The 23,302-nt window shown below is 69.2% G+C and carries 29 protein-coding genes; 22 read left to right on the plus strand and 7 right to left on the minus strand.

Annotated features, from left to right (window positions below):
• Positions 1 to 566: 566 nt before the first annotated feature.
• The 13 genes from VM938_10120 (at position 567) to VM938_10180 (ending at position 12,095) form a co-directional block, all read left to right on the plus strand.
• Positions 567 to 1,268: a response regulator transcription factor gene (locus VM938_10120; protein HVF75392.1), complete on the plus strand. Its 702-nt coding sequence runs from the start codon at positions 567 to 569 to the stop codon at positions 1,266 to 1,268.
• Positions 1,269 to 1,363: 95 nt separating this feature from the next.
• The gene (gene secA / locus VM938_10125; GenBank protein ID HVF75393.1) at positions 1,364 to 4,084 is read left to right on the plus strand and encodes a preprotein translocase subunit SecA; all 2,721 of its coding nucleotides are present in this window, start codon (positions 1,364 to 1,366) and stop codon (positions 4,082 to 4,084) included.
• 3 nt (positions 4,085 to 4,087) lie between these two features.
• Positions 4,088 to 5,194 carry a peptide chain release factor 2 gene (prfB, locus tag VM938_10130; GenBank protein ID HVF75394.1) on the plus strand — a complete coding sequence of 369 codons (1,107 nt, stop codon included), beginning with the start codon at positions 4,088 to 4,090 and terminating at the stop codon, positions 5,192 to 5,194.
• Between the two features lie 100 nt (positions 5,195 to 5,294).
• Complete coding sequence (locus tag VM938_10135) at positions 5,295 to 5,714, plus strand: hypothetical protein (protein HVF75395.1); 420 nt, start codon at positions 5,295 to 5,297, stop codon at positions 5,712 to 5,714.
• Entirely contained in the window at positions 5,711 to 6,397 is a 687-nt protein-coding gene (gene ftsE, locus VM938_10140) for a cell division ATP-binding protein FtsE (protein HVF75396.1), read from the plus strand. Before VM938_10135 ends, ftsE begins: the two co-directional genes overlap by 4 nt.
• A 7-nt stretch (positions 6,398 to 6,404) precedes the next feature.
• Complete coding sequence (locus tag VM938_10145; GenBank protein ID HVF75397.1) at positions 6,405 to 6,686, plus strand: hypothetical protein; 282 nt, start codon at positions 6,405 to 6,407, stop codon at positions 6,684 to 6,686.
• Complete coding sequence (ftsX, locus tag VM938_10150; protein ID HVF75398.1) at positions 6,686 to 7,573, plus strand: permease-like cell division protein FtsX; 888 nt, start codon at positions 6,686 to 6,688, stop codon at positions 7,571 to 7,573. The genes VM938_10145 and ftsX overlap by 1 nt, the downstream gene beginning before the upstream one ends.
• 62 nt (positions 7,574 to 7,635) lie before the next feature.
• Positions 7,636 to 8,832 (plus strand): peptidoglycan DD-metalloendopeptidase family protein, encoded by a 1,197-nt coding sequence (locus VM938_10155; protein ID HVF75399.1) that lies wholly within the window; start codon positions 7,636 to 7,638, stop codon positions 8,830 to 8,832.
• A gap of 190 nt (positions 8,833 to 9,022) precedes the next feature.
• On the plus strand, positions 9,023 to 9,232 hold the full coding sequence (locus VM938_10160) for a DUF6458 family protein (GenBank protein ID HVF75400.1): 210 nt from the start codon (positions 9,023 to 9,025) through the stop codon (positions 9,230 to 9,232).
• An 82-nt stretch (positions 9,233 to 9,314) separates the two neighbouring features.
• Complete coding sequence (locus VM938_10165; protein HVF75401.1) at positions 9,315 to 9,464, plus strand: hypothetical protein; 150 nt, start codon at positions 9,315 to 9,317, stop codon at positions 9,462 to 9,464.
• A 151-nt stretch (positions 9,465 to 9,615) separates the two neighbouring features.
• Positions 9,616 to 10,065: a DUF4345 family protein gene (locus tag VM938_10170; GenBank protein ID HVF75402.1), complete on the plus strand. Its 450-nt coding sequence runs from the start codon at positions 9,616 to 9,618 to the stop codon at positions 10,063 to 10,065.
• Between the two features lie 237 nt (positions 10,066 to 10,302).
• The gene (locus VM938_10175; GenBank protein HVF75403.1) at positions 10,303 to 11,220 is read left to right on the plus strand and encodes an ABC transporter ATP-binding protein; all 918 of its coding nucleotides are present in this window, start codon (positions 10,303 to 10,305) and stop codon (positions 11,218 to 11,220) included.
• Positions 11,217 to 12,095, plus strand: coding sequence for a hypothetical protein (locus VM938_10180; protein ID HVF75404.1), 879 nt, complete (start codon positions 11,217 to 11,219; stop codon positions 12,093 to 12,095). Before VM938_10175 ends, VM938_10180 begins: the two co-directional genes overlap by 4 nt.
• A gap of 79 nt (positions 12,096 to 12,174) precedes the next feature.
• Here the strand turns inward: VM938_10180 and VM938_10185 are convergent, their stop codons facing one another.
• Positions 12,175 to 12,576 carry an ArsI/CadI family heavy metal resistance metalloenzyme gene (locus VM938_10185; protein HVF75405.1) on the minus strand — a complete coding sequence of 134 codons (402 nt, stop codon included), beginning with the start codon at positions 12,574 to 12,576 and terminating at the stop codon, positions 12,175 to 12,177.
• 76 nt (positions 12,577 to 12,652) lie between these two features.
• On the opposite strand from VM938_10185, the gene VM938_10190 reads away from it, so the two are divergent.
• Complete coding sequence (locus VM938_10190; GenBank protein HVF75406.1) at positions 12,653 to 13,000, plus strand: metalloregulator ArsR/SmtB family transcription factor; 348 nt, start codon at positions 12,653 to 12,655, stop codon at positions 12,998 to 13,000.
• Here VM938_10190 and VM938_10195 read toward each other — a convergent pair.
• Positions 12,972 to 13,445 (minus strand): DinB family protein, encoded by a 474-nt coding sequence (locus tag VM938_10195; GenBank protein HVF75407.1) that lies wholly within the window; start codon positions 13,443 to 13,445, stop codon positions 12,972 to 12,974. The genes VM938_10190 and VM938_10195 overlap by 29 nt on opposite strands.
• A 236-nt stretch (positions 13,446 to 13,681) precedes the next feature.
• On the opposite strand from VM938_10195, the gene VM938_10200 reads away from it, so the two are divergent.
• Positions 13,682 to 13,903: a hypothetical protein gene (locus VM938_10200; protein ID HVF75408.1), complete on the plus strand. Its 222-nt coding sequence runs from the start codon at positions 13,682 to 13,684 to the stop codon at positions 13,901 to 13,903.
• On the opposite strand, the gene VM938_10205 is transcribed toward VM938_10200, so the two are convergent.
• On the minus strand, positions 13,900 to 14,484 hold the full coding sequence (locus tag VM938_10205) for a TetR/AcrR family transcriptional regulator (GenBank protein ID HVF75409.1): 585 nt from the start codon (positions 14,482 to 14,484) through the stop codon (positions 13,900 to 13,902). The genes VM938_10200 and VM938_10205 overlap by 4 nt on opposite strands.
• A 124-nt stretch (positions 14,485 to 14,608) precedes the next feature.
• Between VM938_10205 and VM938_10210 the strand changes: the two genes are divergently transcribed.
• The gene (locus VM938_10210; GenBank protein ID HVF75410.1) at positions 14,609 to 14,761 is read left to right on the plus strand and encodes a hypothetical protein; all 153 of its coding nucleotides are present in this window, start codon (positions 14,609 to 14,611) and stop codon (positions 14,759 to 14,761) included.
• A 76-nt stretch (positions 14,762 to 14,837) separates the two neighbouring features.
• Here VM938_10210 and VM938_10215 read toward each other — a convergent pair whose 3' ends face one another.
• Genes VM938_10215 through VM938_10225 form a run of 3 tightly spaced genes read right to left on the minus strand, consistent with a single transcriptional unit; the run spans position 14,838 to position 17,220 of the window.
• Positions 14,838 to 15,944 (minus strand): Zn-dependent alcohol dehydrogenase, encoded by a 1,107-nt coding sequence (locus VM938_10215; GenBank protein HVF75411.1) that lies wholly within the window; start codon positions 15,942 to 15,944, stop codon positions 14,838 to 14,840.
• A 41-nt stretch (positions 15,945 to 15,985) separates the two neighbouring features.
• On the minus strand, positions 15,986 to 16,243 hold the full coding sequence (locus VM938_10220) for a hypothetical protein (protein HVF75412.1): 258 nt from the start codon (positions 16,241 to 16,243) through the stop codon (positions 15,986 to 15,988).
• Positions 16,240 to 17,220 carry a glycosyltransferase gene (locus tag VM938_10225; GenBank protein ID HVF75413.1) on the minus strand — a complete coding sequence of 327 codons (981 nt, stop codon included), beginning with the start codon at positions 17,218 to 17,220 and terminating at the stop codon, positions 16,240 to 16,242. Before VM938_10225 ends, VM938_10220 begins: the two co-directional genes overlap by 4 nt.
• A 220-nt stretch (positions 17,221 to 17,440) precedes the next feature.
• On the opposite strand from VM938_10225, the gene VM938_10230 reads away from it, so the two are divergent.
• The 4 genes from VM938_10230 (at position 17,441) to VM938_10245 (ending at position 20,313) form a co-directional block, all read left to right on the plus strand.
• Positions 17,441 to 18,208, plus strand: coding sequence for an HD domain-containing phosphohydrolase (locus VM938_10230; GenBank protein ID HVF75414.1), 768 nt, complete (start codon positions 17,441 to 17,443; stop codon positions 18,206 to 18,208).
• A complete protein-coding gene (locus VM938_10235; GenBank protein HVF75415.1) occupies positions 18,205 to 18,762 on the plus strand; it encodes a hypothetical protein in 558 nt (185 codons plus the stop codon). The genes VM938_10230 and VM938_10235 overlap by 4 nt, the downstream gene beginning before the upstream one ends.
• Positions 18,763 to 18,856: 94 nt before the next feature.
• On the plus strand, positions 18,857 to 19,711 hold the full coding sequence (locus tag VM938_10240; protein HVF75416.1) for a GGDEF domain-containing protein: 855 nt from the start codon (positions 18,857 to 18,859) through the stop codon (positions 19,709 to 19,711).
• Entirely contained in the window at positions 19,708 to 20,313 is a 606-nt protein-coding gene (locus VM938_10245; protein HVF75417.1) for a hypothetical protein, read from the plus strand. The genes VM938_10240 and VM938_10245 overlap by 4 nt, the downstream gene beginning before the upstream one ends.
• Here VM938_10245 and VM938_10250 read toward each other — a convergent pair.
• Entirely contained in the window at positions 20,271 to 20,837 is a 567-nt protein-coding gene (locus VM938_10250; GenBank protein HVF75418.1) for a DUF5317 family protein, read from the minus strand. The genes VM938_10245 and VM938_10250 overlap by 43 nt on opposite strands.
• Positions 20,838 to 20,862: 25 nt before the next feature.
• On the opposite strand from VM938_10250, the gene VM938_10255 reads away from it, so the two are divergent.
• Together VM938_10255 and VM938_10260 are read left to right on the plus strand one after the other, a co-directional pair.
• Positions 20,863 to 21,645 (plus strand): enoyl-CoA hydratase-related protein, encoded by a 783-nt coding sequence (locus tag VM938_10255; protein ID HVF75419.1) that lies wholly within the window; start codon positions 20,863 to 20,865, stop codon positions 21,643 to 21,645.
• The gene (locus tag VM938_10260) at positions 21,642 to 23,222 is read left to right on the plus strand and encodes an acyl-CoA carboxylase subunit beta (protein HVF75420.1); all 1,581 of its coding nucleotides are present in this window, start codon (positions 21,642 to 21,644) and stop codon (positions 23,220 to 23,222) included. The genes VM938_10255 and VM938_10260 overlap by 4 nt, the downstream gene beginning before the upstream one ends.
• Positions 23,223 to 23,302 lie beyond the last annotated feature (80 nt).

The raw sequence follows: 23,302 nt of genomic DNA on the forward strand, positions 1-23,302 counted from the left end.
GGTTGCTTCGGAGTTGGTCGACTGCTTCGTGGCCCAGCGGCTCCCGTAGCGGGCGCCACGCCTCGTACACTGGCTTGGGCCGCGTGCGGGTCTGTGGTTGCAAGTCGATGCCAGTCGCAGGCGAAACGACCCACGTAAGGCAACCCGTGGTTGCTGAGCATGGTGCGGCTTAGAGGTAAGCCCTGCCCGACGATGCACCGACACCCGGTGTACGCCGGAGAAGGGACGAAGCACGTCGAGGTGTCGATGCCGGACCTGTCCGCAGGTCGCCATCGGCAGGCGTGCCAGTTCCTCGGCAGGCGAGTGTGGGGTCAAAGACCAGGTCAGCCGCACGCGGCCTCCACATCGGCCCAGAGCCACGACGGGGGGACACCTTGGCGCGGGCGGGTGTCGCGTAGACTCGCCACCGCACTGACCAGCAGCACGGACTAGCCCAAATGCTTCACTCCGTTCGGACGATGCCGATGAGGGTGTGGTGAGCTTCATCACAAAGAGTTAGTTCGTCAGCGCCGCCGACCCCCCGGCGACGCCAGAAGAAGCCACACGAGAGCAAGGGGAGCCACCGGGTGACCGTGACCGACAACGACAACCGAGTCGAAGGCGACGTCATTCGCGTTCTGATCGCCGACGACCAGGCTTTGTTCCGTCGTGGGCTGTACGTCGTGCTGGGCACCGAAGACGGCATCGAGGTCGTCGCCGAGGCCGAGAACGGCGAGGAAGCCATCGAGCGCGCCCGCGAGCTGGCGCCCGACGTCGTCCTCATGGATGTCCGCATGCCCAAGGTGAACGGCATCGAGTCAGCTCGGGCCATCCGGGCCGACGTGCCCACCACCAAGATCCTCATGCTCACCGTCAGTGACGAAGAGGACGACCTCTACGAGGCCATCAAGGCGGGCGCCAACGGCTATCTCCTCAAGGAGATCTCCGTCGAAGAGGTGGCCGAGGCCATCCGCGCCGTCGTGCAAGGCCAGAGCCTGATCTCCCCGTCGATGGCCTCGAAGCTGCTCAGCGAGTTCAACGCCCTCGTGAAGCGGGCCGAGGAGAAGCAGCAGTTCCCGGCACCTGCGCTGACCGCCCGCGAAGTCGAGGTTCTGCGCCTCGTAGCCAAGGGCATGAGCAACCGCGAGATCGCCGAAGACCTCTACATCTCCGAGAACACGGTCAAGAACCACGTCCGCAACATCTTGGAGAAGCTGCACCTCCACAACCGCATGGAAGCGGTCATCTACGCGGTCCGCGAGCGCCTGCTCGACATCCGCGAAGACTGACGCACCCGCCCAACGCGGCCCGGCCGCTACCCTGGCAACCCTTCCCTGCGACGCCGCAGGGCACCACGGGGGGTTCCGCGTAGCATGGGGGCGTCATGAGTGTTTTTGCGAAGGTTCTTCGGGCCGGTGAAGGCCGCAAGGTCAAGCGGCTGGCGGAGATCGTCCCCGAGATCAACGCGCTCGAGCCCGAGATGCGAGCGCTGTCCGACGATGCGCTGAGACACAAGACCGTCGAGTTCCGCGAGCGCATCGCCAACGGCGCCGACCTCAACGACCTGCTCATCGAGGCCTTCGCCGTCGTGCGCGAGGGCGCCGACCGGGCCATCGGCCAGCGCCACTACGACGTGCAGATGATGGGCGGCGCCGCCCTGCACTTCGGCTGGATCGCCGAGATGAAGACCGGCGAGGGCAAGACCCTGGTCTCCACCCTGCCCGTCTACCTCAACGGCCTCACCGGCCGGGGCGTGCACCTCGTCACCGTCAACGACTATCTGGCCAAGTTCCACGCCGAGTGGATGGGCCGCATCCACAAGTGGCTCGGCCTGACCGTCGGCCTGGTCATCCCCGACATCGACGACTGGCAGGCCAAACGCGACGCCTACGCCTCCGACGTCACCTACGGCACCAACACCGAGTTCGGCTTCGACTACCTCCGCGACAACATGGCCAAGTCACGCGACCACATGGTGCAGCGCGAGCACGTCTACGGCATCGTCGACGAGGTCGATTCCATCCTCATCGACGAGGCCCGCACCCCGCTCATCATCAGCGGCCCGGCGGCCGAGTCGGCCAAGCTCTACTACCAGTTCGCCGGCATCGTCCGCACCCTCACCCGCGACGTCGACTACGAGGTCGACGAAGAGAAGCGCACGGTCGTGCCCACCGAAGAGGGCATCGAGAAGGTCGAGCGCCAACTGGGCGTCGACAACATGTACGACCAGGTCTCGGTGAACTACGTCCACCAGATGACCCAGGCCCTGCGCGCCAAGGAGCTCTACAAGCGCGACAAGGACTACATCGTGCAGGACGGCGAGGTGAAGATCGTCGACGAGTTCACCGGCCGCATCCTCGAGGGCCGGCGCTGGTCCGACGGCCTGCACCAGGCGGTCGAGGCCAAGGAGCGCGTGCGCATCAAGGAGGAGAACCACACCTGGGCCACGGTGACCCTCCAGAACTACTTCCGCATGTACGAGAAGTTGTCGGGCATGACCGGCACGGCCGAGACCGAGGCCTCCGAGTTCGCCAACACCTACAACCTCCCGGTGGTGCCCATCCCCACCCACCGGCCCATGATCCGCAAGGACATGGCCGACCTCATCTACAAGACCGAGGAGGCGAAGTTCAACGCCGCGGTCGACGACGTGGTCGAGCGCTTCGAACGCGGCCAGCCGGTGCTCATCGGCACCGCCTCGGTCGAGAAGTCCGAGCAGCTCTCCCGCCTGCTCGACCGCAAGGGCATCGCCCATGCCGTGCTCAATGCCAAGCAGCACGCCCGGGAAGCCATGATCGTGGCCCAGGCAGGCCGCCTGCACGCCGTCACCGTCGCCACCAACATGGCGGGCCGCGGCGTCGACATCCTGCTCGGCGGCAACCCCGAACTGTTGGCCGAGCAGGAAGGCCAGCTTCAAGGCATCGACCGCACGACGCCCGAGGGCGAAGCCGCCTACAAGGAGCTGCTGGCCAAGTTCGAAGCGCAGACCAAGGCCGACGGCGACAAGATCCGCGAACTGGGCGGGCTCTACGTGCTCGGCAGCGAGCGCCACGAGAGCCGCCGGATCGACAACCAGCTCCGCGGCCGCGCCGGCCGCCAAGGCGACCCCGGCGAGAGCCGCTTCTACCTCTCGCTGGAAGACGAGCTCATGCGCTTGTTCGCCACCGGCGCCATGCAGTGGGTCATGAGCAAGACCCTCGAAGACGACGTGCCCATCGAGGCCAAGATGGTCACCAAGGCCATCGAACGGGCCCAGACCACGGTCGAGCAGCGCAACGCCGAGATCCGCAAGGACGTCCTCAAGTACGACGAGGTCATGAACGAGCAGCGCAAGGTGATCTACGCCCGGCGCATGCAGATCCTCGATGGCGAAGACCTTCGGGAGCACACCCTCGACCTGCTCGACGGCGCCCTCGACAGCCTGGTGGAGACGTACTGCACCGGCTACCAGGAGGAGTGGGACGTGCAAGGCCTGCTCAACGAGGTCTCGCTGTACTACCCCACGAAGTTCACCGCCGACGAGCTGCGCGCTGCGGTCAACTCCGACGAGATCCACGAGAGCCTCCTGGCCGAAGCGGTGCGCTACTACGAGGACCGCGAGCAGGCGTTGCCCGGCGGCGTCGAGACCATGCGCCAACTCGAGCGCGAGGTCATGCTCCAGATCATCGACACCAAGTGGCGCGAGCACCTGGCCGAGATGGACTACCTCCGCGAGGGCATCAACCTGCGAGCCATGGGCCAGCAGGACCCGCTGGTGGCGTGGCAGCGCGAGGGCTACGACATGTTCGGCCGCATGATCGCCGGCGTCGACGACGACTACCTCAAGTACGTGATGCACGTCGAGGTCCTGGTCGACAAGCCCACCGAGCCCGACCTGCGCCAGGCCCGCTACGAGGCGGCCGACGACCCGGTGCAGGGCCAGAGCGCGGTGCAGCAAGCCGCCCTCGCCTCGCCCGCCGCCGACGAGACGGGCCAGCCCCAGCAGTCGGCCATGGCCCAGGCCACCATGCAGCCGGTCATGAAGTCCGACGAGGAGAAGCTCGGTCGGAACCAGCCCTGCTGGTGCGGCAGCGGCAAGAAGTTCAAGCTCTGCCACGGTCGCTGACTCGTGAGGGATTTCACCGATGACTTGCGCGCGCTCCGACGCCGGCTGACGGAGGCCGAGGCCTACCTCGACATCGAGGGCAAGCGGAAGCGCCTGGTCGACCTGGAGGTCGAGATCGGCCGCGCCGACTTGTGGGACGACGCCGACGCGGCACGAGCGGTGACCACCGAGTTCGGCCGGGTCAGTGACGACGTGAAGACCCTCGACGCCCTGCGCGCCCGCATCGAGGACGCCGAGACCCTGCACGAGCTCGGCGTCGAAGAGGGCGACGACTCGGTGGAAGCAGAGCTGGAGTCGGCCACAGCGGCGCTGGCCAAGGACCTCGACGCACTGGAGCTTCGCAGCCTGTTCAGCGGCGAGTACGACGAGCACGACGCCGTGTGCGAAGTCCATGCAGGCGCAGGCGGCACCGACGCCCAGGACTGGGCCGAGATGATGATGCGCATGTACCAGCGCTGGGCCGAGCGGCGGGGCTTCGAGTTCGAGCTCGACGACGTGTCGCAGGGCCAGGAGGCGGGCATCCTGTCGGCCACCTTCATCGTCAAGGGCCGCTACGCCTACGGGCTGCTGTCGGCCGAGCAGGGCACCCACCGGCTGGTGCGCATCTCGCCGTTCGACTCCCAGGCCCGCCGCCAGACGAGCTTCGCCTCGTTGGAAGTGGTGCCGTTCCTCGAAGACCTCTCCGACGAGGTGCAGATCGACGAGAAGGACCTGCGCATCGACACCTACCGCAGTTCGGGCGCAGGCGGCCAGCACGTCAACGTCACCGATTCGGCCGTGCGCATCACCCACCTGCCCACCAACATCGTCGTCTCGTGCCAGAACGAGCGCAGCCAGATGCAGAACAAGGCCCGCGCCATGCAGGTGCTGGCGGCCAAGCTGGCCGAGCGCCAGCGGGAAGAGCGGGCCAAGCAGCTGCAGGACATCAGCGGCCCCACCACCCAAGCCAGTTGGGGCACCCAGATCCGCTCCTACGTGCAGGCGCCCTACCAGTTGGTGAAGGACCTGCGCACCGACTACGAGACGGGCAACGTACAAGCCGTCATCGACGGCGACCTCGACCAGTTCATGGAGGCCTACCTCCGCTGGCGCCGCACCCAGGAGGGCTGACCCCGGTTGTTCTGGTCCGTGAATCCGGCACCAGGGTGCCGGATTCACGGACCAGAACGGCGGTAGCGTCGGGGCGCGGCGGAGAACCGGGGGTCATTTCATGCAGGCACGTCGCAACCTCGTCTGGGCGCTCGCCGCGCTGCTCGTCATCCAGGTGCTCCACGGCCTCGACGAACTGCGCACCGAGGAAGGCGCCACGTTCTTCGGCACACTGGCCGACCCGGGCACCATCCTGGGCGTCACCGGCAACGTCGTCGCGCTGGTCGCCGCCGTCAAGGGAGTCAGTTGGGTCGTCCCGCTGGCCGTAGCCACCGGAGTGCTGGTGGCCCTGGGCTTCGTCGTCGTGCACGGCATCCCGACAGCGACCGACGCCACCGCCCCGTACTGGGGCGACGGCTCAGCCGACGCCCTCCAGTGGGCCGGCGTCATAGCGGTGTGGATCGCCTGCGCCGCCGTCGTGGTGACGGCCCGTGCCGCGGGTACGCAAGGCAGCCCGGATAGCCTTGCTGCCAACTCATGATCCGTCTCGAAAACGTCACCAAGGCCTACAAGGGCTCCACCGTCGCACTGCGCGACTGCTCCGTCGACATCCAGAAGGGCGAGTTCGTCTTCCTGGTCGGCCCCTCGGGGTCGGGCAAGTCGACCTTCCTGCGCTTGCTCACCAAAGAGGAGCAGCCCGACGGCGGCCGCATCTGGGTGGCGGGCAAGGACATCGCCCAGCTCAGCCACTGGAAGATCCCGTACCTGCGCCGCAACATCGGCTCGGTCTTCCAGGACTTCAAGCTGCTGCCCAACAAGACCGTCTACGAGAACGTCGCCTTCGCCCTCGAGGTCATCGGCAGGCCCAAGCACGTCATCGCCTCGCAGGTCCCGCAGATCCTCGACTTGGTGGGCCTGTCGAAGAAGGTCGACAACCTGCCCGGCGAGCTGTCGGGCGGCGAGCAGCAGCGCGTCTCGATCGCTCGGGCCTTCGTCAACCGGCCGCTGATCCTCCTGGCCGACGAGCCCACCGGCAACCTCGACCCCAACACCACGGTCGGCATCATGCGCCTGCTCGACCGCATCAACCGCACCGGCACCACCGTCGTCATGGCCACCCACGACCAGGGCATCGTCGACTCCATGCGCCGCCGGGTCATCGAGCTCGACCGCGGCACCGTGGTGCGCGACCAGGCCCGTGGCGTCTACGGCTACGGCACCTAGGAGCCCGGTGTCCGACCAAGCCACGGCCGACGCCTTCCTGCGCCGCCAGCTCGTCCTGACCTGGCTGGCAGGCGGCGTGGTGCTGCTCGTTTTGGCCGGCGCGGCGCTGGCGCTGTTCCTGGCGCCGCCCGTCGACGCTGCTTTCCCCGAGGAGTTGCGCGGGCGCTACCGCGGCTTCGTCGCCGTGGCCGTCGCCGGCGCGGTGGCGCTCGTCGTGCTGCTCGCCGTCCTCGTCCGCCACGCCGTCCGGCTGGCGGGCTTCACGTTCCGCAAAGAGGTGCACGAGTAATGGCCCTGTCCGTCGACTACGTCGTGCGCGAGACGTTCACCAACCTCCGCCGCAACATGCTCATGACCTTCGCCGCCGTGCTCACGGTGGCGGTGTCGCTGTCGCTGGTGGGCGGCGCCCTCCTGCTGCGCCAAGGGGTGAACAACGCCACCATCCAGTGGAAGGGCGGCGTGGAGCTGTCGATCTTCATGCAGCCCGACGCCCCGCCCAACCAGAGCCAGGCGGTGGAGAGCGAGCTGGCCAAGCTGCCCGAGGTCAAGGACTTCACATACGTCGACCAGGACGCCGCCTACGCGGAGTTCTCGCAGATGTTCGCCAACTCGCCCGACATGGTGGAGAGCGTCTCGGCCAAGGACCTGCCCCCGTCGTATCGGGTGGTGCCCAAGCAGGCCGAGTTCGTCGAGGTCATCGGCGAGCGCTTCAAGAAACGCGAAGGCGTGCGCGATGTCGTCTACGCCAAGGACACCGTCGACACCCTGCTGCGGGTCAGCAACATCTTGCAGTGGCTGGTGCTCGGCGTGGCCGTGGTGCTCATGGGCTCGGCCTCCCTGCTGATCCTCAACACCATCCGCATGGCCATCTTCGCCCGCCGCCGCGAGGTGGCGGTCATGAAGTTGGTGGGTGCCACCAACTGGTTCATCCGGGTGCCGTTCATGCTCGAAGGACTGGTGCAGGGCGTGGTGGGTGCCGCCCTCGCCTTCGGCGTGGTGTTCGCCATGCGCACGTTCATCGAACAAGGCGTGCGGCGCTACAAGCTGCAGCTCATCGACCAACTGGTGGTGAGCACGTCGGAGGTCGTCGGCACCGGCATGTTCCTGCTGTTCGTGGGCGCCGCAGTGGGCGCCATCGGCTCGTTCATCGCCGTGCGCCGCTTCCTCGACGTCTGATTTCGGGCGGTTTGCCCGCCTCCGTCCCTCAAGATCCTTGACGGCAGGCCGATTCTTACTGTGTGCATCGCCGCGTCCTCGCCTCGCTCGCGCTCGTCGTCGCCGTCTTCCTGACGGCGACCGTGCCTGCGTCGGCTGACCGCAAGGACGAGATCAAGCAGCAGATCCGCACCCTGCGCGAGCAGGTCGAGGAAGCTTCCGAGGCGGAAAGCGAACTGCTGGGCCAGCTCGACGACGTGCAGAGCCGCCGGCGAACGCTCGACGGCAAGGTCGCCGCCTTCGACAAGCAGATCGCCGCTGCCGAGGTCGACGTGGCCGCCGCCCAGGCCAACCTCGACACGCTGCAGGCCGAGTTCGTGGGTGCCCAGATGCGCCTGGCCGCCGTCGAAGGCGAAGTGGCAGGCGCCCAGAACGAGCTGCGCAAGCGGGCCGTCGCCGCCTACGTGGGCCAGCCCACAGCCCACGCCGCCGAGCTCATGCTCAAGGCCGACAGCATGCGCGACCTGGCCGCCACAGCCACCTACCTCGATGTCATGGTCACCTCGCAGAAGGCCGTGCTCGATCGCTACACCGCGCTGCGTGACGAGATCGTCGCGTTGCGCGAAGCGGCAGCCAAGGTCAAGGACGAGGCCATGGCGCAGCGCAACGTCGTCGCCTCCCGCGTGGCCGACCTCGAAGGCGCCCGCATGGAGCAAGAGGTCGTGCGCCAAGAGGTGCGCGCCCAGGAAGGCGAGCAGGCCTCGCTCGTCCAGCAGGTCCGCTCCCGCAAGGCCGAGTTCCAAGCCCAGATCAATGCGTTGCAGGCCGAGTCCGATGCCGTGGGCGGGCTGCTGCGTGGCGTGCAGGACGGCCAAGCCGTGCAGGGGGGCGCCCCCGGGTCCTTGTCGCACCCGCTGCCCGGCGCCCGTGTGACCTCGCTGTTCGGCCCTCGCATCCATCCCATCACCGGCGACGCCCGCAACCACAACGGCATCGACTACGGCGCAGGGACGGGCACGCCCATCCGCGCCGCGGCCGACGGCGTCGTCGTCTACGCCGGCCCCCGGGGGGGCTACGGCAACGCCACCGTGATCGACCACGGCGGGTCGCTCGCCACCCTCTACGCCCACCAGAGCGCCATCGGCGTCGCCGTGGGCCAGACCGTCGGGCGCGGCCAGGTCATCGGCGCCGTGGGCTCCACGGGCTTCTCGACCGGTCCTCACCTCCACTTCGAGGTGCGCGTGCAGGGCACGCCGGTCGACCCGATGCGCTACCTGTAGGCGCACGAGAACCCCACGCAGGCCGGGTTCGGCAACGGCCCTGACGGCGCGGAACATCCTGTTCGTCGGCGCGTGGCCGCCGGCGTTTACCACTCGCAGTAGTGGGAGACAACTTGATCAGACCCCAAAGCCACTAAGACGGGGAGAGCGCTACGCCTCTCCGAAGGAGGTAACCGCAATGGGTATCGGAGTGAGCGTTTTTCTGATCGCAGTCGGCGCCATCCTCGCCTTCGCCGTCGAAGCCAGTGCCGAAGGCATCGACCTCGACACGGTGGGCATCATCCTCATGATCGTGGGCGCCATCGGCCTCCTTGCCTCCATGCTCTTCTGGAGCAGCGCAGGCGCAGGCTTCGGCCGCAGCCGTGACGAGGTCGTGGTCCGCGACCGCGAGGTCCTCTAACCAGCACGCAGGGCGCAACGGCGGAAAACGGGCCGGTCCTCAGGGGCCGGCCCGTTTCGCGCCCTGTGGCATCAGGAGCGACATGAACGAACAAGAACGGCAACCGGAAACCACCACCGAGGAACTGCAGGCCCGCACGGCCGCCGCTCCCAGCAACGCGGCGGCCGCCTTGGACGCCCTCAGCGACGACTCGGTGGCCATCGCCGAGGCCGCACAGGCGAAAGGGAACTGAGTCGATGCCCGACAACGACGCGATCGAGCAACCTGCCGACTTCCTGCCCGACGAGCTCGATGCCTCCGGGGGAGAAGAACTTCCCGACAACGAGCCGATGACACCGGTCACGCCCAGCTGATTCGCAGGCGTCCGTCGTCGGCCGCGCGTCGTGAGCCAGTATGTGCACATGGTGCGATGGGTGCGAATAGGGCTGGTGTACGAAGCGGTGAGCGCGGCGCTGATCGGCCTGTGGGCCTTGCCCGCACCCCGGTCGTTCTTCGACGACTTCCCCGGCATATTGGGGATGAACTGGGCGTCGGCGGCCGGCCCGTACAACGAGCATTACGTGCGCGACGTCGGCGCCCTTTACCTCGGTTTCGTGGTGCTGTTCGTGTGGGCGGCCCGACAACCTGTGCGACTGGCGACGCCGGTCGCTGCGGCGTGGGCGCTGGTGCAGCTGCCGCACCTGGTGTTCCACCTGGCCCACGACGAGAACCTGACGCGATGGGAGTGGGCGACGCAGGGCTTCGGCTTGGCCGCCGTGCTCGCGGTGGCCGTGGCCATCGCCCTGGCCGGGCGGAACCTCAGCGAAACAGGTTCAGCAACAGCGTCCCGATGACCGAGATGGCGATGGAGAAGGCGATCATCGCCAGGCATCCCGGCATGCCCCCCAGCGGGCGAACCTCGACGTTGCGCCCGATCCGCACCTAGCAGGAACAGGCGCCGCGGTCGGCGCAGTCGCACAGCAACGGGAGGTCGTCGGTGAGTCCGCGGCAGACGCGGACCAGTCGGGAAAGCATCCCCACCGTATTACCCACCCCGATGCACGACGAATCGCCCGGTAGCCTGCGGCCAAATGCCCGCTGTGATCGAAGTCGAAGCACTGCGCAAGGAATACCAGCGGTTGCGCGGCGGCACCACCGTTGCCGTCAACGGGCTCGATTTGAGCGTGCCCGAAGGCGGTGTCTTCGGCTTCCTGGGCCCCAACGGCTCAGGCAAGACCACGACCATCCGCTGCCTGCTCGGCTTGGTCCGGCCCTCGTCGGGCCGCACGCGCATGCTCGGCGCCGAGATGCCCGCAGGGCTGCCGTCGGTGGTCGGACGCGTGGGGTCGATCGTGGAGACGCCCGCCCTGTTCCCCACCATGTCGGGACGGCGGAACCTGTTGTTGCTCGGCCAGTTGCAGGGCATCGGAGCCTCGGCGGTCGACGCTGCGTTGGAGCGGGTGGGGCTGGCCGAGCGCAGCCGCGACCTCGTGCGCACGTACTCGCTCGGCATGCGCCAGCGGCTGGGCTTGGCCGCCGCCCTGCTCAAGGACCCGGCCCTGCTCATCCTCGACGAGCCCGCCAACGGCCTCGACCCGGCCGGCATCAAGGAGATCCGAGGCTTGGTGCGCAGCCTCGGCGCCGAAGGGCGCACGGTGTTCGTGTCGAGCCATCTGTTGAGCGAGATCCAGCAGACGTGCGACCGGGTGGCCATCTTGTCGCGCGGGCGTTGCGTCGCGGCCGGGCCGGTGGCCGAGGTGTTGCAAGGCGGACGCACGACGGGCGTGCTGGCCCGGGTGGCCCACCCCCGTGCTGCGCTGCGGGTGCTCAAGGACGCGGGCCTGCCCGCCACCCGAGAGGGCGAACTGCTCGTGGTCGACGTGGCCGCCACCGACGCGGCGCGAATAGCGCAGGTGCTCGGTGAGGCGGGCCACTGGGTGTCCGACCTGCGCCCGCGCGAAGTGAGCTTGGAGGACGTGTTCCTCGACCTCACCGAGGAGCCGTCGTGAACCTCTTCCTGGTCGAGGTGCGCCGCTGCTTATCGCGTCGTTTGGTGTGGGTGCTGCTAATGATCGCCGCCGTCGCCATCGTCGTCACCGGCGTGCTGGTGTTCGCCAACACGGCGCGCACACAGCCGGGCGAGCAAGTCCTGACATCGGTGTGCGAGGTCGAGGTCGTCACACCGGGGCAGCCCCCGGTGGAGGAGTGCCGCACCGAGCCGGGCGTGGTCAAGCCCTTCACGCTCACCGACCTGTGGCCGGTCGGTGGCGGCGACCCGGCGTTGGCCGCCAGCGTCTTCTTCCTGGCCATCGGCGGCCTGCTCGGCGGCGCCTCGATGATCGGCGCCGAGTGGCGGGCGGGCACCATGGCCACGGTCCTGACGTGGGAGCCGCGGCGGGTGCGCTTGGCCGTGGCCAAGTTGGCCGCCGCCACCGTGCTGGCGTGGGTGTTCGCCATGGCGCTGCAGGTGCTGCTCGTCCTGGCGGTGGTACCGGCCGCCGCCGCCCACGGTTCCACCGAGGGCGTCGACGGCGAGTGGCTGCGAGTTCTCGCCGGTGGGGTGTTTCGCTCCGGCGCCATGGCTGCCTTCGCCGCCTTGGTGGGCGGCGCCGTCGCCATGATCGGGCGCAACACGGCCGCCGCCTTCGGTGCCGCCTTCGCCTACATGGTGATCGGCGAGAACCTGGTGCGGGCGTGGAAGCCGTGGCTGCGGCCGTGGCTGCTGGCCGAGAACGCCGTCATCTTCCTCACCGGCCGGCCGTTGAACGACCCGTTGGTCATGCGGCAGTTCGGGACCGCCGCGATGACGTTGCTGGCTTATTGCGTGGCGCTGGCCGCCGTCGCGGTGGCGTCCTTGCGCCTCCGCGACGTGGCGAGCAGCTGAAGCCGGCAGCGCCGGCGGAGCGACCGTCGCAGCAGGTCGTCCCGGTGGGTGGTGGCGATTACTTCTCCGAAGGTGAGCATCAGCAGCATCCTGGGGTGCAGGCCGCCTCTTGGGGAGCGGGGTTGTCGTCGGTGACCGTGTAGACCTCCCAGCGAGCGCCGTCGGGGTCGGTGACCCAGACCTTGTCCTGGGTGGCGTAGCAACAGGTGACGCCTTCCTCGGTGGCGGTGGGGAGGTCCTCGTCGTTGAGGCGACGGGTGGCCTCGGTCACCTCGTCGGTGGTGCCGACCTCGACGCCGAGGTGGTTGAGGGTGCCGCCTTCCGGGGCCTCGAAGAGGACCAGCTTGAGGGGCGGCTCGTTGAGCGCCCAGTTGGCGTAGCCGGGGCGGCGCTTCGACGGCTCGGCGTTGAAGAGCTTGGAGTAGAAGTCGACGGCCGACTCCAGGTCGGTGACGTTCAGGGCCAGCTGCACTCGGGACACGGGGTCTCCTCCTTGTATCGATCTGCGTCTATGTATACGTTGGAACATAGATGTGTGTCAATATGTTCCTGTGGACGTGAAGCAGATCGAGGTGTGCTGTGCGCCGGTGTCGGCGTCGCCCTTGTCCGACGACGAGGCCGAGGAGCTGGCCGCGGCGTTCAAGGTGCTGGCCGATCCCGTGCGGCTGCGGCTGTTCTCGTTGATCGCCGCGGACCCCGACGGCGAGGTGTGCGCGTGCGAGGTGGTCGACGTGCTGGGCCGGTCGCAACCCACGATCAGCCACCACCTCAAGGTGCTTTACGAGGCCGGGCTGCTCGACCGGGAGAAGCGGGGCACGTGGGTTTGGTACCGCGCCGTGCCCGCTCGGCTGGCCGGGCTGCGCGAGGCGCTGGCGCCTACTCGCCGCGCCCGAGCGCGCGCCTGATCTGATCGGCGTGGTCGTGGGCGTGGGCTGCGTAGGTCTCCAGCCAGATCGCCACTGAGTACGCACCCGATTCGGCGTGGGTGCCTTCCCGGTTCCACTCGTCGTCGCTGAGGTGGTCGAGCAGCTCTGCGGTCGATGCCCGCACCGCTTGCAGCACGTCGAGCGAGGTGGCGACGGGCCGGGCCTCGTAGTGCAGGCGCCGAGCGAAGAGGTTCTCGTCGTAGCCCGGGATCGCCGGGTTGTCCTCGGCCACCAGGCGGCGCAGGCGGAGATACGAGGTCGTCTCGCTGTCGGCCAGGTGATGCACCACCTGTCGGGCGCTCCACTCGCCGGGCTCGGGGATGCGGTCGAGTTCGTCGTCGGTCGCACCGGCCAACGCTTCGACAACCACCCGATGGCCGTCGCGGTAGCGGGTGATCAACTCCTGCCGGCGAGCGATATCCATAGCGGGCCATCCTCGCGTGTGGTGCAGGCTGGGGCGATGGAGATTCGGCCGGTTCGCCGCACAATGACGCCGCGGGAGCGCACGATCCTGCGAGGCGTGGTGCGCAAAAACCGGCCGACGTGGCTCATCCACGTCGAGAACGCCACCGTGTCGAGTGCGACGCCGCCTCCGAAGGGGCCGCCGCCTGCTCCGCGCGGCCACCAGGGCGCTTCGCAACACCGCGAGGACCACTTAGATTGGCCAACGTGCTCGTCGGGTTTGTGGTCTTCTGCGGTGCAGTGGGGTACCTCGTGCTGCGCCATCATGCGCTGGACCCGATGAGCGTCGTAGAACGGAAGCTACGGCTCAAACTCAAGCACGACCCCTTCCGCGACATCATGGAGGTCGGCGTAGCCCTCGTCTTCGCCGGCGTCGGACTTCTCGGCATGGCGAACGCGGTCTTTCACTTCGGGAGCTAGTCCCGGGTGATGCCTCGCAGCCCCGCCCAGGCCAACTCGGCCATGCGGCGGGCGAGCACGTCGGGGTCGAGGTCGAGGTCGTGGGCCATCCAGTGGCGGCTGGTGCCCTCGGCCAGGCCGACGATGCCGTGGGCTAAGAGCCGCCGGTGCTCGTCGTCGATGTCGGCCTCGATGAACTGGGCGACGGTCTCGGCGATGCCTTCTTCCACCCGGCGTACGGCGTCGGCGAACTCCTCGTCGCGGCGGGCGCCGCCGCCGAAGAGCAGCCGGTAGGCCGACGGCTTCTCGGCCACGAAGCGGAAGTAGGCGGCACAACCGGCCTGCACCTGCTCCCGCGGCCCGCTGGCCTCCACCGACGCCTTGGTGATGGCCTCCCGCAGCTGCGTGCCTACCTCGTCGAGCAGCTCCAGGTAGAGCGCCCGCTTGGAGCGAAAGTGCTGGTAGAGGACGGGCTTGGTGACGCCCGCAGCGATGGCCACGTCGTCCATCGACGTGGTGTGGAATCCGTTGGCGGCGAACACCTCGAGGGCGGTGTCCAACAACTGGTGGCGGCGGCGTGCAGCGGGGAGGCGAAGCGACATGGGGTACCGGACAGTAACAAGGAGTGGTCGTGCCGGTCACGCACAGTGTCGTCCGAAGTGACAGAAATGTCCATGATGTGCGCTTGCACAGGGAGGACTAGTCATCGCGCCGAAAACCATGGGCGTGAGCGCTTCCCGACCGGCCCGGACCACCCCGATGGCCGACAGCCGTCGCCCGCCGGAGCCCATCCGGCCGCTGCCCGCCAAGCACACGGGCATCACGCTGCTGGCAGCGCGCGCCCGCCGCCGGCGCTACCGCCGCTCCGACCTGCGCTAGCCGCAGAGAGCCGCCGTTCTGGTCCGTCAATCCGGTGCTGTGGCGCCGGATTGACGGACCAGAACGACTGGAACGGTCAGTAGACGATCACGCTCCGGGCCAGTTCGCCCGTCTTCATGGCCTCCATGGCCTCGTTGACCTCTTCCAGCGGGATCTCTCGCGAGATGAGCTCGTCGAGCTTCAGCTCCCCCCGCTGGTAGAGCTCCACCAGCTTGGGCACGTCCTTGTGCACGTTGGACGACCCGTACCAGCAGCCCTTGACCGTCTTCTCCTGCAGCACCAGGCCGAGGAAGGCGGGCAGGGTGACCATCACGTCCATGCGGGGGACGCCGACCAGGATGGCCTGGCCGCCCCGGCGGGCCATTGTGATCGTCTGCTCGATCGTCTGCTGCAGGCCGATGACCTCGAAGGCCACGTCGACGCCCCGCTGCTCGGTCATCTCCATGACCTTGCCGACCGGGTCGCCCTGGGAGGCGTTGACTGTGGCGGTGGCCCCGAAGTCCTTGGCCATGGCCAGCTTGGTCTCGTTCATGTCGACGGCGATGATCTCGCCCGCCCCGGCGATGCGGGCGCCCTGGATCACGTTGAGCCCCACCCCGCCGCATCCGACGACGGCCACGCTGTCGCCCTTGCGGATGGTGGCCGTGTTCAACGCGGCGCCCACGCCGGTCAGCACGCCGCAGCCGATGAGCGACGCCGCCTTGAGGTCGATCTCCTTGGGGATCTTCACCGCACCGATGGCGGGGATCACCGTCGACTCGGCGAAGGTGCCTGCCGCAGCCATGTGGTGCAGGGGCTGCCCTTCGAGGCTAAACCGGGGCGTGCCGTCGAGCATGCCGCCTGTCGACAACGCCAGGTTGGCGTTCTCGCACAGGTAGGCCTGGTCCTTGTCGCAGAAGAAGCAGGCGCCGCACTGGGGGATCCACGAGATGACGATGTGGTCGCCCACCTCGAGCCCGTCGACGCCTTCGCCGACCTCCTCGATCACCCCTGCGCCCTCGTGGCCGATGATGGCGGGCAGGGCGTTGTAGAGCGTGCCGTTCTGCACGGAGACGTCGGAGTGGCACACGCCGGAGGCGGCCATGCGCACCTTGACCTCGCCTGCCTTGGGGGCGTCGACGACGACGTCGTCACGGATCTCCAGGCGCTGGTCGATCCCTGACAGCACTGCAGCCTTGGTCATTTGTCGCACTCCCCCTGCAAAGAAAACGGTTGGCCGGAACTCTAGCGACCTTGCTGCCGGTCCTCCCGTTCGGCCGCCTTCACGGCGTACCCGAACACGATGGCCGGTGCCAGCACGACGGTCATGGCCAGCAGTGAGCCGATCACGACCACGGTGATCAGCCCGGTGAACTCGGTGGCCAGGCCGACGAAGAAAGCGACGACGGCCACCAGCAACAGCGAATAGCCGACCCGCTGGCCCACCTCGACGAGCCGGGCGATACGGGCGCGCTGCACGAGGACAGGATCGGAGTCGTTCACCACGACCATCCTGCCTCGTTGAACAAAGCGGCCAGCCGTCCCGGCAGGTCGTGCAGCGAGAAATGCGTGCGAGCGACGATGCGGTTGTGTTCCAACAACGACGGGCCGGGAGCCGCCAGCCACGCCCGCACCGCCTCCGGGTCGTCGGCGTCGAACCACCGGAACCCGTACGCCTCCAACTCGAGGGCGACGGGGTAGCGGCGCAGCGCCAGCGGCTTGCCGTATAACGCCGCTTCCACGACCGGGTTCCCGAACCCCTCCCACGACGACGGGAACGCCACCACGTCGGCGGCCGCATAGGCATTGGCTACTCGACCGGAGGGCAGCCCCCGCATGATGCGGACCTTCGCCCGTTCGAGCACCCGCTCCAGTTCCCCCTCGTAGCCCTCCTCGGTGGGACCGAGCAGCCAGTACGCCGCGCCCAGCGCCTCGGCCAGACGCAGCGCCACGGGCACGCCCTTGCGGGGGATGGCCCGCGTCGGCTGCATGACGAGCAGGTCGTAGGGGCCGAGGTCCAACGCCGCCCGCGTGCCTCTGCGGTCACCCTCAGGCGGGTCGGGGTCGAAGGCGTTGCGCACCGTCACCGCAGTGATGCCGCGCTCGGCCAACTGGTGGCGGCTCAAATCGTTGATCGTCACGTGGAGCCACGCCGGGTCGTCGGGCGGCGGCGGGTAGCCGGCGAAGCGCTCCCGTTGCCACGGCAGGTCGTGGTGGCGCAGCACGGCCCGCCGACCGGCGAGCACCGACGCCACCACGTCGGCGGCGGGCGGGTTCAAGGGGAGGGAGCAGAGGTTCTCGACGACCACCAGGTCGGCGCCGTCGAGGGCGCGTGCCACTTCGGGCGCGGCAGGCGGGCGTTCGGCGGCCAGTGCCAAGCCGGGAACGAGCACGTCGGCGGCGCCTTCGCCGGCCACGGTGCGGACGTCGAAGCCGAGCCGGCCGAGCGACCACGCCCACTTGCCCGCTTCCACTGACACGCCGTCGGGCCCGCCTAGGCGGAACGAGAGGATCGCTGCGGTGGGGATTGCGGGACGGTAGCCCAGGCCATTGCCACCTACGTAGTAGCAGGCGTATCCTTCGCTTCGGAGTGGGGGCCTGCTGGGGGCCGGGCGGACTTTCGCTACGACGAACCGCACGGAGGGACACATGGTTGGCTGGGCCCGGGAGAACGCAACGCGTCTCCTCCTCGCGTCCTGCGTGTCGGCGGTCGCAACTGCCGCGACGGCACTCGTCGCTCACCCCGTCGCGGCCGGAGCGTGCTGGGCTGTCCTCGTCACCTGCCTCGCCCTGCTCGCCGTTGCCGGGCACGCCGAACACGAAGCGGCCCGGGCCGCCGCCGTCGCCGGCCTGGTGCGGGCGCTGGCCGTGAAAGACCCCTACACCGGCGAGCACACCGCGCGGGTGGCCCGCTACAGCGCCTACATCGGCGAAGAGCTCGGCCTGTCGCGGCGGCGCCTGGCGCGGTTGCACCAAGCAGCCCTCCTGCACGACATCGGCAAGCTCTCGGTGCCCGCCGACCTGCTCAACAAGCCGGGCCGCCTCACCGACGAAGAGTTCGCCCGGGTGCAACAGCACGCCCACACCTGCGACGACGTGCTCGGCCGGGTCGACGCCCTGCGCCCCTTGCGGGCCGCTGCCGCCGGGCACCACCTGCGCTTCGACGGCGGGGGGTACGGCGCAGGCGAGCCGTCGCAGCAGGCCGCCATCGTGGCCGTGGCCGACGCCTACGACGCCATGACCTCGACCCGGGCCTACCGCCGGGCGCTGCCACAGGACGTCGCCTTCGAGGAGCTTCGCCGCCGGGCGGGCACCCAGTTCGACCCCCGGTGCGTGGCCGCCTTGGTCGCCGCCGTCGAGCGCCGAGGCGAGCGCCACGGCATGGGCCACGAGCGCAGCGCTGTCGTCTTCGCCGTCGATCCGCCTGCGCTGGGCGTGTTCACCTCCCGCCGCGAGGTGTCGTCGTGATCGTTGCCCTGCTGCTCGTCTCCACCCTCGTGGTGGCCGGCGTGGCCGCAGGGGCATGGGCGCGTGCCCGTCGCACCCGACGCCAGACCGTCGACGCCCTTGCCATGGTGCCGGAACTGGCGGGCGTCGCCGCCCCCGGGGCAGCGGAGCGGATGTCGGCGACAGCAACGGCGCTGAGCGTGCGGCTGGGTGTGAACCCGCGGGAGGCCGAGCACGTGGCCGCCGCCGCCCGCCTGCAAGGGCTGGCCGACCTGGGGGCGGGCGAAGACGGCGTGGCCCGAGCTCGGGTTGTCACCCAAATCGCCACAGAGAGCGGTTTGTCACCCTCCGTCACGGGGCTCCTGAACGAAGTCTTGACCACGAGCGGTGGCCGGGCTGGTCGAGCTGCCGCGGCCGTGCGGGTGGCCGCCACCTTCGAGCGGAAGCGCACGGAACCGCACGTGGCAACGGCCGGCGCCTTGTTCGCCACCGTTTCCGCCCACGGCGCAGGCAACGATCGACGGGCCGCCGCCGAACTTGTGGCTCTGATGCAAGAGGGCATCGCCCCAGCTTGACGCAGCAGGAAAACGCGCCCAGAGTGGCGAAAACCCGGTTTGACGGCGCAGCTCAGCCTCTGCCGGAACAAGCTCGTTGAAGTTGAGGTGAACGGTGAGCGCCAGCGCGAACCCGTCACGCCGGCGTTGGCTTCGGCCGCGCGATACCGGGGCGGAGGACCAAGAGGTCGAGGGGTCGACTGGGACCGCCGGCTTCGACGCGCTGGCAGCCGAGTTGGCCACCGCAGCGTCGGGTATCGCCTTCATCTACCGAGCCCTCGACCGGGTGGCGCACGACGGTGGCTACGACGACGTGGTGCTCGTCCTCGACGACCCCTCGGCCGGGCGCCAGGTGTTCCGCAACCGCCGCCGCCCCCCCTGGGAAGCGACGTCGGTCGACCCGCGGGAGGCCGAGGCCGGCGTCTACGGCGACGGCCGCCCCGTCGAGGCCGGGTTGGCCGTCACCGTGTCACGGCTGTGCACGGTGGCGCTTCGCATGGACCTTTTACGCCACGACGCCTCGCACGATGCCCTGACCGGGTTGCTCAACCGACGGTCGTTCGACGAGCTGCTGGTGCAGTCGGCGTCGCGCAGCGTGCGCTACGGCTGGCCGTTTGCCCTCGTCCTCATCGACATCGACCGCTTCAAGGCGCTCAACGATCGCTTGGGCCACGACGGCGGCGACCAGGTGTTGCGGGCCGTGGGCGCCGAGCTGCGCCAGTCGCTGCGGGCCGGCGACGTGGCTGCCCGCTTGGGCGGCGACGAGTTCGCCCTCATCCTGGCCAAGGGCGACGGCAACCTGGTCACCGCGTTGGTACGGCGACTGGAGGCGGCCGTGACCACGGCAGTGGCAGGGGCGGCCGACATGGGATTCTCAGCCGGCGTTGCCTTGGCCCCTCAGGAGGCGACCGACGTGACCGAGCTGTACCGCCTGGCCGACCGCCGGCTCTACGAGGCCAAACGCCGGTGAACGAGGCCCTCGACACCCTCGAGCTCGAACTGCGCCGGCTGCCCGGGATCGTCGGCGTCGGCTACTCCGACGAAGGCGACACGGTGGTGGTGCACGTGCTGGCCGACGTGCCCCAGGTCGGCCCCAGCGAACTGCGCAGGCAGGTGTCGCAGCGGGCCCGGGCGCACCTCGACAAGCCGTTGGTCATCGAGGTGGAGGACCTGGCCGCACCGCGGCCGACCCGCTACCCGGCTCGCGTGCGGCTCGACGGCGTACGGGTCGACGCCTTCTCGCAGGAGCTCGACGTGCACCTGGCCCTCGGTTCCCGCCGAGTGGTCGGCAGGGGAGAGGCGGGCTCGCCCGCCGAGGCGGCAGCGGCCACCCTGGTGGCCCTGGCCGAACTGGGCGCCGAGCTGCCGTTCCGCATCGACGCCGCCACCGCCGCCCTGCGCCAGAGCCCCGACCACGCCGTGGTCGTGGTGCTGGAGCCCGACGAGCGGGCCCCCAAGCTCTACGGCGTGGCCCGTGCCCCGTCGATGGAAGAAGCGGCCGCCCGGGCCACCCTCCACGCGCTCAACCGCTACCTCTCACGCGACGACGCGTTCGTGCCGTCCTCCTCGTAGCGCCGCCCCGGCGGGGGCCGCAGCAGGTGGAACAACACGTCCGCCACGCCGACGCTCATCACCAGGTCGCCGAAGCTGAGCACCTCGCCCAGCACAGGCACGGGGATGATGTCGGACAGGAACATGAGGTCGTCGTCGGACCGTTCCAGGTGGCGCTTGTCGTGGATCTCCAGGTCGTCGAGCTCGTGCCACTCGGCGATGCCGGCCGCCACCACCGCTGAGCGCCGCACGGGCATGCCGCCGTTCACGGCGATGGTGGTGAAGTTCATGGCCAGGCCGAGCAGGACCACGCCCATGCCCACCAGGCGCAGGTTGGCGGCGCAGAAGGCCATGAGGAACAGGTACGACACGATCACCAGTGCCACCGTGCCCCCGCCGAAGCGCCCGCTGGCCGCTTGCACGACCAAGCCCGCCGCCAACAGGGCGGGGGCGCGGAAGCGTCGGTTCCCGAGGTGCTCGAGGCGTCCTCCGGTGAGGAGCCCCAGTGCGAGGCCGACGACGACGGCGACGGCCGTGAAGAACATGGCGGGTTCACGCTACCGTCCGGCGATGGCATCGGATGAGGTCCTGTACGACGCCGCGTCCGGGGTGGGCCGCATCACCATCAACCGTCCCGAGCGCCGCAACGCCATGTCGTGGACCGTCATCCGCGACATCAGGGCGCGCGTGGCCGAGGCCAAAGCCGACCCCGAGGTGCGCGTGGTGGTGCTGACGGGCGCGGGGGAGAAGGCGTTCTGCGCGGGCGCCGACCTGGGCGGCATGGGCGAAGGGGCGAGCTACCTCGACCTCCACAACGCCCGGGGCGAGCTGGCCGGCCTGTTCGACGACCTGTGGTCGCTGGGCAAGCCGACGGTGGCCCGGGTGCGGGGGTACGCGCTGGCGGGCGGGTTCGGGCTGGCCCTGGCGTGCGACTTCGTGATCGCCGCCGACGACGCCCAGTTCGGCACGCCGGAGATCGACGTGGGCCTGTGGCCGTACATGATCACCGTGCCCCTGGCCCGGTCGATGCCCCCCAAGAAGGTGCTGGAGCTCATGATGACGGGCTGGCGGGTCGACGCCGCCGAGGCCGAGCGCATCGGCTTCGTGAACCGCGTCGTGCCCGTCGACGCCCTCGACGAGGCGGTCGACTCGTTCGCCGCCGTGCTGGCAGCCAAGTCGCCCGCGGTGATGCAACTCGGGCGCGACTCGTTCTACGCGGTGTGGGACTTGGGCGCCCGCGACGCGCTGGCCCACCTGCACGCAATGCTCACGCTTACGACAGGGACGGAGGACTCGCGCGAAGGCATCAAAGCCTTTGTCGAGAAGCGGCCGCCCGAATGGAGAGGGCGATGACCGACCCCGCCGAACTGCACGACTGGAAGCCCCTCGTCGACGACCTGCAGTCGCGGCGTGAGAAGGCCTACGCCATGGGCGGGCCCGAAAACGTCGAGCGGCAGCGATCGCTCGGCAAGTGGCCGGTGCGCGAACGGGTGGAGGCGCTGCTCGACCCCGGCACGTTCGTGGAGTACGGCTTGCTGGCCGACTCCATGGACCGCGTGCTGCGCGAGCAGAAGGGCTACCTGGCCGCCGACGGCATGGTGGCCGGCGTCGGGGAGATCGACGGGCGGCGCGTGGCCGTGTGCGCCTACGACTTCACCGTGCTGGCCGGTTCGATGGGCGCGGTGGGCGAGCACAAGACCGCCCGCATGCGCGAGCTGGCGCTGCGCCAACGCATCCCCATCGTGTGGCTGCTCGACTCGGCGGGCGCCCGCGTCAGCCAGACAACCGGCTCGACCTTCGCCGCCGCAGGCGCCCTGTTCCGCGAGCAGGTGATCCTCAGCGGGGTGGTGCCGCAGGTGGCCGCCATGCTCGGGCACTGCGCGGCGGGCACCGCCTACATCCCGGCGTTGGCCGACTTCATCCCCATGGTGAAGGGCACCTCGTCGATGGCGTTGGCAGGCCGCCACCTGGTCAAGGCCGCCACCAATGAGGACGTGACCGAAGAGGACATGGGCGGCTCGGCCGTGCACACAAAGGTCAGCGGCGTGGCCGACATGGAAGTGGCCGACGACGCCGACTGCCTGCGGGTGGTGCGCCAGTACCTGTCGTTCTTCCCGTCGAACAACACCACGCCGCTGCCGGAGAAGGAGACGTCCGACCCCGTCGACCGGCGCTGCGAGGAGCTCTACGACATCGTGCCCACCGCGCCGCGGCGGGCCTACGACATGTACCGGGTCATCGAGACCGTCGTCGACGACGGCGAGTTCTTCCCCATGAAGGCGGAGTGGGCCAAGAACGTGATCACCGGCTTCGCCCGCTTCGGGGGCCGTCCCGTCGGCATCGTGGCCTCGCAGCCCAAGGTGCTGGGCGGCACCCTCGACGTGAACTCGGCCGACAAGGCGGCCCGGTTCGTGTGGCTGTGCGACGCCTTCGGCATCCCGCTGGTGTTCCTGCAGGACGTGCCCGGGTTCATGGTGGGCACCGCGGTGGAGAAGCAGGGCATCATCCGCCACGGCGCCAAGATGCTCTACGCCATCTCCGAGGCCACCGTGCCCAAGGTGACGGTGGTGCTGCGCAAGGCGTATGGGGCGGGCTACTTCGTCATGAACGGGACGGCCTACGAAGCCGACTACATCGTGGCCTGGCCCACCGCCGAGATCGCCGTGATGGGGCCCGACGGCATGGTGAACATCATCATGCGCAAGCAGCTCGAAGCCATCCCCGAGGGCAAGGAACGCAACGACGCCCGCATCAAGATGGCCGAGGAGCTGCGCAAGAACATCGACCCCTACATCGCCGCGGGCCATGCCCAGATCGACGACATCATCGACCCGGCCGAGACCCGCCACGCCATCTGGCGGGGGCTGCAGGTGTCGCAGTCGAAGGTGGTGCAGCGCCCCTGGCGCAAGCACGGCGTCCTCCCCGTCTGACGTGGCCCGTCCCGAGTACATGGCGTAGGGAATCCCTACGCCATGTACTCGGGAAATGGCCCGGTTGGGCCATGGCGTGT

The organism is Acidimicrobiales bacterium (genome assembly GCA_035536915.1).
GTDB lineage: Bacteria > Actinomycetota > Acidimicrobiia > Acidimicrobiales > JAHWLA01 > JAHWLA01.